This is a genomic window from Bacillus luti (assembly GCF_009739945.1).
GTDB lineage: Bacteria > Bacillota > Bacilli > Bacillales > Bacillaceae_G > Bacillus_A > Bacillus_A luti.
In genome coordinates, this window is the sequence record NZ_CP040336.1 from 4,708,749 (window position 1) to 4,723,041 (window position 14,293).

A 14,293-nucleotide genomic window follows, 5' to 3' on the forward strand; every position below is an offset into this window, starting at 1 on the left:
ACAAAAAGGTTCCTACCACTATCGGTAGGAACCTTTTATTTTAATGAATGATTTTACTTCCTTTTGCGTTCTCAACAAACTTTTCACTCGATTTGTTAATTGGCTTTTTCAGTAATAATGCAGCGACAACCATGATTACTACGAAAGCAGTTAGCACGAGTAAATCTCTAGTTACTATATCCCAAAGCATTCCACCTACTGTTTCACGAATTGCACTAATTGCATATGTGAACGGTAAGAACGGATAAATCGCTTGGAAGAATGGTGGTGTCATTTGAATTGGGAACGTACCACCCGATCCTGCTACTTGCAGTACAAGTAAAATAATTGCCATCGATTTCCCAACGTTTCCGAAAATAGAAACGAGTGAGTACACGATACAAACGAAGACTCCCCCAATAAATAAACTAAATAACACGAACCAGAATTTATCGACTACGTACGTACCGAGTAAGAATATATCTCCCATTGATACGATAAACGCTTGTGAAAGACCTATCGTTAAGAATGTTAATAAACGTCCGAAGTAAACTTCATGGCTCTTATAATTCGCGCCCTCTTCATGTACTTCTACCGTTAATAATGAAACCATTAATAATGCGCCTACCCATAATGCAAGCACTGTGTAAAATGGTGACATCGCTGAGCCGTAGTTCGGCATCGCAAATAATTTATTCTCTTTTAAATTTACTGGATTCGCAAAGTAGTCACTTTGCTTTTCAACATCATTTTTCAATAGGCGTATGATGTCTTTTATATCCTCTTCTGATTCAAAATCACGAATTTTATCTGCTAATTCTTTAATCTTTTTCTCAGTAGCTGGCATTTCAGCTTTAATATCTGCTAATTTCTTTCTACCGTCTACTAAGCCTTTTGATGAATCTTCTAGTAATTTTTTAACATCTGGAAGCTTTTTGTCTGCATCATTTAAAATTTGAGTTGTATTTTTCGACATCTCTTTTGTACGAGCAATTGCTGTATTGAAACCTGGTACAATTTCTGAATCATACGTCGATAATACATCTGTTAATTGAGCTGATCCGCCTTTCGCAGCGTTGTTAATACTTTCAATTACATCTTTTGTAGGTTTCTGGCCATTGTTAAGAAGTGTAATTCCCTTATTCGTTGCCTCTACACCTTTTTGCAAGCTACTTTTCGCCTTATTTAATTTTGCAATTCCATTATTAAGGTTTTTATCACTATTTACATCTGCTAAAACCTTATTTGTACTTTCTAGAACCGGAATCATATCATCAATTAAACCGATTCCAGATTGGAATTGACCATTTAAACTTTTTAAGGCCTCCTTCGAACCTTCTAAACCATTAACACCTCTATTTTGCACATCCTCTAGTGCTTTTTGGACACTAGATTTAGTACTTTCAAGACCATTTTTCGCTTTATCATAATCTGCTTTTGCATTGTCGTATATTTCATTTGCATCAGCTTTAGCTTGATCTACTGTGCTAACTGCTTTTTTATAATCTGCCACAAATGTTTCGTTGTAATCTTTTTCAGCTTGATCAATTAATGCATTTGCTGCATCTAATTTTTGATTCGCTACATCTGTTACATCTTTCTTTACTTCTTGTCCTGTACCAATAACATTTACGATATCTTTAATTCCGTTATTCGCATTTTCCATACCGCTTTTAAGCTTAGTTAAGCGATCCACTCGACCTTGGAAGAAGTTTTTACCAAAATCAGTCGTCACAGAGTTTTGAAGTTCAGTAAATACATTAATAAGATACGCTATGCCATCTGTACGAGCTTGTAATTGATCTGATACAGCATTTAAATCTTTCTTTGCTTGTTCTGGATCAAATTTCCCATTTTGCAATCCATTTACAACACTTTTCCCATAAGCTGTTCCTGCACGTGATGAACTTAAAACATTATTGACTGTTTGATTAATATTTTGCGCTATGCTCTTATAACCATCACTATTCAATTTAGAAAGATCCGGTCTTGCAGGGAATTCAGGTAATCCATTCATTCCAGAGAAATCAGGGATATTTAAGTCTACACCCGGATTCATTAAAAAGTCAGTAAATGCAGCTGCACTATCCATAACGCCTTTTGCTGCTACTAAATCATTTCTTATCGTTCCTGGAGCGTTTTTCAACGTTTGATCTTGATTAGCAAAGAACTTATCTAAATTTGCCAACGCTTCTTGCCCATCATTTATTACACTCTCTACAACAGGTAAATCTTTTTGTGCTACTTTCACAATATCTTCTGCTCGAGTCGCATCATCTAACGCCTTATCCATGAGTGTATTCATTTCTGGGAACTGAGCTTCTAATTTAAATACAAGATCTTTTACTTTCTCGATACTTGGTAAGTTCGTTTCTAAATCGATTCCAAGGTCATTGAAGATTTTAAAAATCTCACCGTTTGCTGTTTTAACAAAGTTTTTACTAATCTCTTCTGTAAGACCCGATGCACCTTTCGCTGTAATCTTCGGTGCAATAGCATTTACCTTTTCATTTACGTAATAATCAATTTCCGGTTTCTGTGGATTTTCATTCAAGACTGTTGCAATCTTTTCCGAAAAATCTTTTGGGATAGTAATACTTGCAGAATAGTCTCCACGCTCTACTCCATAAATTGCTTGCTTTTCATCAACAAACTTCCACCCAAAATTTTTGTCCTTCTTAAGTGAATCTACAATTTCTTCACCAATGTTAATGTCTTTTCCTCTTAAATTCGACCCAACATCTTGGTTAGAAACTGCAATTTGGATTCCTTTCGTATTTCCGTAAGGATCCCAAGAAGCTTTAATGTTAAACCACGCATATAACGATGGTAAAACCATCAAACCTAATACAATAACAATCGCGGCCCAATGTTTGGCCACATTCCGTAAGTCTGTCTTATAAATACGCCAAATCTGTTTCATATAAGTTATCACCTAATTATATATTTTTCCTTCTTTAGAAAATGATGCATACATTTTGCAATTATATCACTTTCTACATCGTGGATTAAACGAAAACATACTATTATTCCCATTAAATATTTCACTTACTTCATTATATAACGAAGTAAAAAAAGTATGCATACAAAATGACCAAATTAGTTTTACATTCAGTAATAACAAATATATAGGAAATGTCATAAAAAATACAAGTATTTTCTCTTGGAAATACTTGTATTTCTAAAAAAATCCTCACAGATTTTTATTATCTGTGAGGATTTCTTCTATTATATATCTAATTGAACCTCTACACCGAAATGGTCTGAAATTACATTTCGGTTTATACCATTAAAAATAACTTTTGAAGAACGAACTGTTTTCTCTTGGTTACACAGTATTAAATCGATTCGCAAATTATGTTTATTTTCATCCCAACCAGCAATCTCGCCTTGGACAGTTGTTCCTTCATCCTTCTCTATCGCTAGTTCATATGTGTCATACAAACCTTTTTGCATCGTATACTCATAACCCTCGCCTTCCAAACGAGCATTGTTATTAAAATCACCCATTAAGAAGGCAAGCTCATTACTATCTACACGCTCCATCAAACGATCGATTTGACCTTTGAATGACTCTTCTTCATCATTCCACCAACCGAGATGGCAAGAGTAAAACGTTATATTCTTACCATTATAAGCAATTGTTGCACTTACAATTTTACGTGTTTTCCAATACGTTGTATCTTTGTTTTCTGATACAAAGAACGTATCTTCTTTTATAATACTATGTTTTGTTATAATCGCTAATCCTTCTTCGTACACGTCATAACCAATATGAGAGAAATCCCAAGTAATATTGTAATCTTTTACATGTAACGCTTTTAACTCTTCTAATAGTAAAAGTCCAAAATTATCTTCTTTCTTGCTACCGCATACATTTTTAGCCCCTATCGACTGACTTACCTCTTGCAATGCGATGACATCGTACTCTTCTTCTTGAATGACTTTAGCAAGATATTTTATCTTTTCCATTTGATTCTCTTCTTGCCAAGAGTGACAATTTAAAGTTAGCAATTTCATATTATTACGCACCTAACATATCTTGAATGTCTGACTTTAATACGTCAGCTTTCGGACCATACACTGCTTGTACACCTTTATCTTTTACGATTAGTCCTAAAGCACCATTTTGTTTCCACTGTGCTTCTGGTGCAACAACATCTAAATCTTTTACTGTTACACGTAAACGTGTCATACAAGCATCTACGTCAGCAATATTATCTTTTCCACCTAATAAATCAATAACTTTTGTTGCTAATGAACCATCTTGTACATTTCCTGTTCCTTCTGATGCCTCATCTTCATTATCAATATAGTTACCTGCACGTCCTGGCGTTGGTAAATTGAATTTTTTAATTAAGAAATTGAATAACGTAAAGTTAAGACCGAAGAACACTAATGAAACAATGACAAAGTTGATTAAGTCTCTTGTTAAACCTGCGTTAACCATCATTGGCGTACGAGTAATTAACTCAATAAATCCAAATGCGTGAACACGTAAATCAATTAAATCTGCTAATGCGAATGCAAGTCCTGTTGTAATAGCATACACAACATATAATACTGGTGCAATAAACATGAACATGAATTCAATTGGTTCTGTAACACCTGTTAAGAATACTGCTAATGCTGCTGATAAGAACATTGGTTTATATTTTGCACGTTTTTCTTTATCAACATTACGGAACATCGCGAATGCAATACCCATTAACGCTGCTGTTGAACCGATAACTTGTCCAGCTTTGAAACGAGCTGGTACAACATTATTTAATAGATCGTTATATGCTTTTGTATCTCCATTTGCTAATAAGTTATTTAAATCTGTAATCCATGCAAGCCATAATGGATCTTGTCCTGCTACAACTTGTCCAACTTTTGAGCCAGTTAACATTGTATACGTTCCGCCTAGCTCTGTGTAGTTCATCGGAATCGTTAACATATGGTGTAAACCGAATGGTAATAGTAAACGCTCTAACGTTCCATATACAAATGGTGCGACAACTGGTGCACTATCCTTTGAAGCTGCAATCCAGCGACCAAATTCATTTAATCCACTTTGGATGAATGGCCATAAAAGTGATAATACAATTGCAGTGACTGTAGACCAAACAATTACAACGAATGGTACGAATCGTTTTCCGTTAAAGAATGCTAATGCCTGTGGCAGTTTGTTATAGTTATAATATTTGTTATATAAAGTAGCTCCTAAGAAACCTGTGATAATCCCTACGAAAACTCCCATGTTTAATGCTGGTGCACCAAGTACAGAAGTAAAGTAATCTTTTACAATTAAATCTCCTGCTAATACTGAAGAAACTTTCGCTTTTGAATCCGCTAACATTTCAGCGTTTACGCCAAATATAGCTCCTGTAATTCTGTTTGTTAAGACGAATGCTAGTAGCGCTGCAAATGCACCACCTGCGCGATCCTTCGCCCAAGATCCCCCAATTGCTACTGCGAATAAGATGTGCAGATTTGTAATAATTGCCCAACCGATGTCTTCCATTACGCGAGCGATTGTATGAACTGCGTTAATATCCCCAGCAGACATCCCAATTAACTTACCGATAGAAATCATTAAACCAGCTGCTGGCATTACAGCTACAACAACTAATAATGCTTTCCCGAACTTTTGCCAAAAATCAAAAGACGTAATTTTCATCTGTTCTTCCTCCCCTTTATTTATAACAACATAATGATTTAAATTATAATTTCTGTTTCCTTTATGAAAACGATTCCTCATGTTACTTTTTTATCTTTACGCAACCGTTTTCATAAATCTATTTTAATAAAAGCGTTTTCACTTTGCAATAGAAATTTATTTTTTTTCATAAAAAAAGATGCTCTAAGAGCATCCTTTTTTATTATGAAATGCGATAAACCCTTGTTTCATAAGGTTTTAACGTGATTGCAGTTACTTGTTCATGTTCCGCAACTTCATAGTTATTTAAAAGCAAACGTTTGCGTTCTAGTCCGAATGAACCCTCATTATATACAGCTTCCTCTTTTGAGATATTACTAATTACAATGATTTTTTCATCGTTTAATGTACGAGTATATGCATAAATTTGCGGATCATCTTCTAAAAGTAAATCGTACGTACCGTAATTCAGTACATCGTGTTCTTTTTTCAAGGAAATCATTTTCTTATAGAAATTGAAAATAGAGTTCTCTTCATTCTTTTGCTTTTCAACATTAATTTCTTTGTAGTTTGGATTCATACCAAACCAAGGTGCACTTGTTGTGAATCCAGCATTCATCTCATCGCTCCACTGCATAGGTGTACGTGAATTATCGCGGCAAGAAGCCCATATAATTTCCATCATATCTTGATGGGATACACCCTCTGCAATTTTCTCGCGATATAAATTTTTAATTGCTACATCATCGTAATCTTCAATATTTTGGAATTGAACATTTGTCATCCCAATTTCTTGTCCTTGATAAATAAACGGTGTACCGTGCATAAAGAAATACATTGCTCCAAGAGCTGTTGCACTTTCACGCCAATATTGTTTATCATCTCCCCAAGTTGAAACGATACGTGGCTTATCATGATTCTCAATATATAAAGCATTCCATCCTTTATTTTCTAACCCTTTTTGCCATTTCGTTAATACCTTTTTCAACCCTACAACATCAAGATCTTTCTTCTTTTCTGCATCCCATAAGCTTAAATGTTCGAATTGGAATACCATGTTGAACTTACCTTGCTCTTCTCCAACCCAAAGCTCAGCATCTTCAATCTTAACGCCATTCGCTTCACCAACAGTCATAATATCGTACTTAGAAAATGTATTTTCTTTTAACTCTTCTAATAAAGGTTGAATGCCATCCACATTCATATGTTTATCAAAAGATGGCACATACTTTAGTTCTTTTGGATTTGGCATATCTTTAAAGCCATCTTCTTTTTTAATATGGCTGATTGCATCCACACGGAAACCATCAATTCCTTTATCAAGCCACCAATTAACTGTATCGTATAAAACTTCGCGAACTTCTTTATTCTCCCAGTTTAAATCTGGTTGTTTACGCGAGAATAAGTGTAAGTAATATTGTCCTGTTACTTCATCATATTCCCATGCCGAACCATTAAAAATACTTTCCCAGTTGTTTGGTTCCGCACCATCTTTACCATCATGCCAAATATACCAATCACGCTTCGGATTGTCCTTAGATGAACGAGACTCAATAAACCATGGATGTTCATCACTTGTATGATTAATAACTAAATCAATAATAAGCTTCATATCACGTTTATGAACTTCATCTAGTAAAGCATCAAAGTCTTCCATCGTACCAAACTCATCCATGATATCTTGATAATCACTAATGTCATAACCATTATCATCATTAGGTGACTTATACATTGGACAAATCCAAATTACATCTATACCTAAATCTTTTAAATAATCCAGTTTTGCAATAATACCTTGTAAATCTCCAATACCATCACCATTTGAATCCATAAAGCTACGTGGATAAATTTGATAAGCAACCGCTTCTTTCCACCATGTCTTATTCATAGTCATTCTCTCCTTTTGCATCCCATCGGAAATTTTTATGCAAACGTTTTCGTAACACTATCATAACAAAATATGGAGAGTTTGCAACGAGAATTTTTTACACTACTATTAAATATCTACATTCCATTACGAAATCATCCCCTATTTCATTGTTATTGCAGAAGTTTTATTATTGCCAGATCTGATTAGCTTACTTCCTTTAATATAAAATAAGACCATGATTATTGTGCATCTTCCACTTATCTTCTTTGTTTCACTAAATTTTGATGTAGTAGTATCAATATCTATTAATGTAAAATTTTCACTTGTCACATGAAATGATTCCAAATATGAAGGTATTAAAAAAGGTGATCCCTATTTTCATACAGAGATCACCGTCTTAAGATTACATTATTTTTTAATACCCTTATAAGGGGGAGCATTTCAACTTCCTTCTCCAAACAATTCCTTTTATTACCTATATATTTTAGCGTAGTTTCCCTGCTTCGTCTTTTTTCCTCTTTCTTCTTCTCATGTAAACAGAAAGTAAAGGTACAACTAAAATAAAGATTGGAACAGCTACCATCCAATCTTTGGACGTAGATGGTTTTGAAATCATTTCTTTTTCTTTTTCTTCATAAGGAATTCGATGTCCTCTAATTAACAAACGATGTGTATTCACACCATAGGGAGTACATGTAATTAAAGTAGCGTAATCCTTATTTTCCACAATTAATAAATCATCTACTTCATGCGGCAACACAACTTTAATTTGATCTACTTTATAAGCAAGGACCTTATCTAATGAATGAATATAAAAAATATCCGATTCCTTCATTTTATCTAAATCAGTAAATAATACTGCAGAAGGCAAACCTCGATGCCCCGTTAAAACGGTGTGTGTGCTTGTTCCACCTACTGGCAATGAGGATTTATCTAAATGACCTACACCGCGACTCAAAACTGCCTCTGAAGTCCCTTGATAGATTGGAAGCTTCACATTAATCTGAGGTATCTCAATATACCCCATTGTATCGCCTAGATTTAAAGCATCTGCATAAGAATTTTGATTATCTTTTTGTTGTTCAGCAAATGGATCTGAAAATGTTTGCCCAGAGTTTTGAACTTGCTTATTATGCTCATCCGCCTCTTTTTCTCGACGTTCGAGCTCTTTCTTTTGAAGGGACTTTACAGCTTTATCATAGGAACTAACTTGAGAATAATGTGTTCTTGTCGCGAACCAATCGCTTACAGTTGGATACAAAAATATACCTAGTCCTAATAAAAAAATGCATCCAAAAAAGATATTTTGTTTCATAGTACCCCCTTTAAGTATTTAAAAATATTAAAAAGAGGAAAGCTATTCGCTTCTCCTCTTTTTATGCTATATCATTATCATTTTCTAAAACCTTAATTTTTCGCTGTATTTCTTCTGAAGAAAACAAATGCTGCTACAGCCATCAACACAAGACCTACTACAGTAAATAGCATTGTTCCTATACCACCTGTTGAAGGGAGTACCCAGCCACTTTTATTATTCTTTACTTCTAATTCAATCTTTTTTTGCTCCGCATTAATTGTTACATGAATTGGATCTCTTAATTTTTGATAAGAAGCTTTTGTACCATCTTCTTTTTCATAAGTTGGTGCTTTCGTTTCAACTACTTGATAGTCTCCGTATGGGAGGTTATTCCATGTGATAATACCATTTTCATCAGATACACCTTTTACTTCTTGCTTTCCTACTACTACCACATTACCTTTTTTATCTTGTAATTCGAATTCTGCACCTTGTAATTTCTTATTATCAGCACCATCAACTTTCGTCAACTCAATGCTACCAGCAGTTGGGACAACAATTACCGGCTTAGATTCTTTTTGATCTTTTACATTATTATTATTTTCAAAATTGATTGTTGCTGTATTTGGAATTTTCGTTCCAGCTGCTACGTCTTCTTTAATCTGTGATTTAATTTGTAAATGCAACTCTTTTTTCCCATTTAATTTTGAAAAATCTTTCACAGTCGCTGTTACTTTTTGACCTTCTACAACTACTTCTACCACACTTGAATCTACTTCTACACCATCGATGTACACAACTGGTTTTCCTTGAATTACTAATCGATTATCTAACGTATCTGTTACAACATACTGTTTATAGTCTTTAATATCTTCTGGAATTAATGTTTTAATATCATAGTTATAATCTGTTTGTGTATTAATCGGTAAGAACTCTAGATCCTTATTAATCTTTTTATCAATCGTTGGCTCTTCATAGTTCTTTACTTCCACAGTCTCTACTTTACCAGATGTAATTGAACCATCTTCATTAAGAGTACCTGACTCAGTAATTGAGAATTCATGTTTTGTTAGATCTTTAACATAACCTTTTGGTGCTTCTTTCTCTTGGAAATAATACTTACCATACTCTAAACCTTCTACACGAATTTTACCATCTGTACCTGTTACTAATTTTTCTTTAACTACTTTACCATCCTCTGTATATAAAGAGAATTCTACACCTGAAAGTACTTTATCTTTTGCACCTATTTTTGTTAATTCTACTGCTCCACGTTTGATTTCATTCTTTGGATACATGTGAACATCGTAGTTTAGCACATCGCCCGTTTTACTTGTCATTGGAATGTCAACTGTATACGTATGTGGATTTAAGTTAACATGCTCTGGTCCAGCAACTTCTTTTACTTCATAACGTCCTAACGATAAATTTGTAAATACTGCCTCACCTTTATCAGTTGTTGTCATTTTGATTGATTCTGCGTTTGTTACAGGCTTTACATTTTCCTTTACAATCTTTCCATCATTTGAAATCTTTTCGAATGACGCAATTTGCTTAATTTCAAATGTTACACCTTTTAATGGACTAACCTTTTCAGGTAAAGTTTGATTCGCAGAACCATCACCTTCTACACCTGGCTCCCCATTTTTTTCTTGTGCGTACTTATGAATGGTTAAAGAACCTGTATTTTTTGATGCTGCACTCACAAACATACTAGGCAACATAGAAAACGTTAATGCCAAAATTAAAAGCATACTGAAAATCTTTTTCATATTATTCTTCCTCACTATCTCTATAAATTTTTCAATTTAAAACTCTATTACTTATTCCTTTTATTTCGAACATATAAGAACACAACTAGTAACATTAAAATCCCACCGATGGAATAGAAAATGCCTGTCCCTATACCTCCCGTTTTCGGGATTTCCCACTGACTCTTTTGATTTTCTATTGTTATTTTGTGTACTGATGATCCAACTTCTACTGTAATTGGCTCTTTCAAAAGCATATAGCCATCTGGGGCTTGTACTTCTTTAATTGTATATTTTCCGAACAGTAATGGATTGGAAACTGCGTTACCATTTTCATCTGTTGTTAATTTCCCAATCTCTTTACCATCTTTGTCTAAAATCTGAAACACAGCATTTTTTAATTTCAGATTGACATCTGTAGCATCGACCTTCGTAATTTCAATTACACCTTTTTCTAGCAATTCATTTTCAACGGTCTTCTCTATCGGCGTTTTTGTGTCTTTCGTTATTTCAAAGTCGTATGATTTATTATCTAGTTTATAACCTTCTGGAGCTTCGACTTCAACTAGCTTATATTCACCAATTGGTAAATCTATTGCCTTAGCTTTTCCATCTTCACCTGATGTAATTGTTTGAATGACATGATTATCTTTATCTCGGACTTCGAAAACAGCACCTTTTAATGGAATGTTGCTGCCTTTTTCTACTTTCGTAACTTCTAACTCTCCAGCACCAACTATATCTTCAACTAGTCCAGCATCGATTGTCATATTATGTTCATCTTCACCAAGTTTGATTATTTCTGAATATCCATCTTTATCAACATTCGAATCAATTCTTTCATCGTTACCAACGTTTTTATTTGTCCATTTGTAACCATCTGGCAACTTAAATCTCACTTGGTATTCACCCGGATCTAAATTTACAAACTTGTAATAACCAGGATTTCCTTTTTTGTCATTACCAGTTCTCGTCATACTAATAACTTTTCCATCTTTATCTAATAGCTCTACGACTACACCATTCACGCCAGTGTTTCCGTCGTTTTGAATACCATCTTTGTTTTTATCTAGCCAGACGTAATCTCCTAATGAGCTCTTTTTCGAAGCTTGTAATTGTACACCCACTCGGTTTGGCTCTGCTGGTTGAATCCAATTTCCTGTTACATCATTTATCGCACTGTATCCAAAGGAATTCCATGCAATTCCTGCCGAAGCATCCATATCAACAGGTGCACGCATTGACCATTCTAGTGTCGCTGCTTCGCCTGGATATACAAGCTTATTCTTATCAAATTCAAATTTAACTGCCGTTACTTTTGTTAAATCCGCCGGTGGCTCTAAAGACCAATTCGGATCATTTGCACCATCTGGATTCACAAAAGCATCATTTCCTTGAATTAAATCATCACGCTTAGGTTTTGAAACAGTCGTATAATAAATCTTAATGAAATCACCGTCAGTAAGTTGGATTGGTGATGTTAAGTATGGGGTCCATTTGCTACCACGCTCTTGTGAATGGTTCTTCGTTTGTAAAACTGACTGGTCACCCTCCGCAGGGAATATATCAATTAAGACACCATTCCTAACAGCTACGGTCCCACCATTTTCAATTTTCAAGCGATATTTCACTTCTCCACCTGGTACTGTTGTTGCTAATTCTGGTGAACCTTTCCAGCTATCGTCTAATTCACCTTTTACATATTTAATTGATTTTAAAGATTGCTCTTCTTCAATCTCAACAGCATCTTGACTTTCAATAATTGGGTCATTTATATCATCATCACCATCAAGATCATTTTCATCTTTTCCTGTTGGTTGTCCCCACTTGTCTGCAGATACTATTGTTGAGACATTAGACATTAAGCCCGCCTTATTATAGTACTTGCCTGCCATCGCGAAGTTATTAACCTTTACTTTAAACTTAACAGTCACAGCGTCTCTCGGTGAAACATCTAATTCAGGGAAAGTCCATCGTAAAAGGGTTCTTCCTTTTTCTTTATAGTTCGGAATCGTTTCCACCTTTACTTTTTTTGCATCATAAGGTTTTCTATCCCATTCATCTTTAACGACAGCAAATGTCTCCGAACCTGGAACATATTCTAACCCCTTTGGTAACCAATCTACGATTATTGGTTGTTTTAAAGGTGTAGAACTCCAATCAACTTTACCAGTTAATTCAAATTCTACTTCTTCTCCCTTGATATACTTTTCTCCAGGCTTTGTTAACGCCTTTTTCTTAAAAGTAACCTTTGCTTCAGGATTTTCTTTTACTTTTACTTGTGCTGTCGCTTCTTTTATATAGTTTTTTCCATCAATATCATATGAAATGTGTGCGGTATTTTTCAAAATACCTTCTTTAAAGTTCGGATCATCCACTTTAAACATTAACCATGCGCCATAACTCATTTTAAAATCTGCAGGCACTTTACCAAATTCATATCGAATTCCGGTTACTTTATCACCTTCAAATAATGATAAAGAAGAAACCTCTAACCATTCTCCGTTCGTATTACCACGAATCACTTTCCATTCTTTCCACTCTGGATTATTCTTCGTTTTGTATAAAATCTTATATTCACTTACACCTGAAAATGCACCTGTATGCATTCTCGTAAAATGAAGTTGTTCATCAAAACGGTCATCTTGAAGCACAAAATTATCAATTTCCTTAGAATATTGATTTTGAATGTTAGATAGTGTAAAAGCAATTTCTTCTTCTTTACTGTACTCAGACTTTGAGGCAGTCTTTCTCAGCTCTGAAAAAGCTTGCTCAGGAGGAATAACAGGAGGTTTTTTATTTGATATTTCAATATACGCATGTGTTTGTTTTGTTAATTCCTCTTCCCCTTTTGGCTTTAGTTTTGCCTCAACTCTATTTAGAACTTGTTGATTTTGATCCTCACCAAAATTTTCCTCTGGGAATTTAACCTTAACTTTAACAACTTTCTCGCCTTCTACATTTTTCAAATCCCATACGACTGTATGTGAATTCGCATCATATTTCCCATTATCACTAGCTGATATAAACTGGGCTTCTTTCGGTAGTAGATCTTTTATTGAAAGCGAATCAAGTGTAGTAGGTCCACTAACATGTTGAGCACGAATCGTGTACTCGACTTCTTCTCCTGGCTTAATCGTCCACTTATTAGGAGTTTTACGCATTTCCCACTCTGGTTTCTTAGGTGGTTCAGGTGGTACTTCTTTTTCATACGCTACAACCGTTACTTCATTAGAAGTTTTGCCTCCTTGATCAGATACAAAATCCGCTACAGCTGTAGCTTTCGTTCCATTTTTTGTTCCTTTAGGAAACTTCACTGTAATAGGGACTGCTTTAGAATCTCCATTGGGAAGGGGCTCTTTAAAAGTATAAATAACTGAATGCGTTTCTTTATCGTATACTGCATCCGTACCACTAATTTTCCCGTGTCTTACGTACTCGACTTCAGGTGGTAGTTTAACAACAATTTTTGCATCTTTATGCCCACCTTCTAATCCAAATGTACTTAAATCAAGTTGATATACAAAATCTTTATCTACATTTTTTTGCGAACCATCTCCGCCCTCAACCGAAAGCTTTAAGCTGACATTTGCTTCTTTGTCATATGTTTCTGCTGCTACAATATGTATAAATGGCTGTACAATAATTTGCATTACCATTAAACAAATGACAAATATACTAATCTGTTTACTCTTCATACTCACACCTCTCTATTAATCTCCTTAACAACAAAGAGATTGGCTATTTCTTCGAAT

At 34.6% G+C, this 14,293-nt stretch carries 7 protein-coding genes; all 7 read right to left on the reverse strand.

The genetic code is table 11. The annotated features are described in order from the left end of the window. Positions 1-40 precede the first annotated feature (40 nt). Entirely contained in the window at positions 41-2,902 is a 2,862-nt protein-coding gene (locus tag EUC40_RS23800) for a YhgE/Pip domain-containing protein (RefSeq protein ID WP_071710498.1), read from the reverse strand. A gap of 305 nt (positions 2,903-3,207) precedes the next feature. Further along, positions 3,208-3,999, reverse strand: a complete 792-nt coding sequence (locus EUC40_RS23805; protein WP_156576757.1) for an endonuclease/exonuclease/phosphatase family protein — start codon at positions 3,997-3,999, stop codon at positions 3,208-3,210. A 4-nt stretch (positions 4,000-4,003) separates the two neighbouring features. Further along, entirely contained in the window at positions 4,004-5,641 is a 1,638-nt protein-coding gene (locus EUC40_RS23810; protein WP_156576758.1) for a PTS transporter subunit IIBC, read from the reverse strand. A gap of 202 nt (positions 5,642-5,843) precedes the next feature. Then, positions 5,844-7,508, reverse strand: coding sequence for a glycoside hydrolase family 13 protein (locus EUC40_RS23815; protein WP_156576759.1), 1,665 nt, complete (start codon positions 7,506-7,508; stop codon positions 5,844-5,846). A gap of 466 nt (positions 7,509-7,974) precedes the next feature. Next, entirely contained in the window at positions 7,975-8,805 is an 831-nt protein-coding gene (locus tag EUC40_RS23820) for a class C sortase (protein ID WP_000812330.1), read from the reverse strand. 92 nt (positions 8,806-8,897) lie between these two features. Continuing rightward, complete coding sequence (locus EUC40_RS23825) at positions 8,898-10,559, reverse strand: SpaH/EbpB family LPXTG-anchored major pilin (RefSeq protein ID WP_156576760.1); 1,662 nt, start codon at positions 10,557-10,559, stop codon at positions 8,898-8,900. 47 nt (positions 10,560-10,606) lie between these two features. Beyond that, positions 10,607-14,236: a SpaA isopeptide-forming pilin-related protein gene (locus EUC40_RS23830; protein WP_156576761.1), complete on the reverse strand. Its 3,630-nt coding sequence runs from the start codon at positions 14,234-14,236 to the stop codon at positions 10,607-10,609. Positions 14,237-14,293 lie beyond the last annotated feature (57 nt).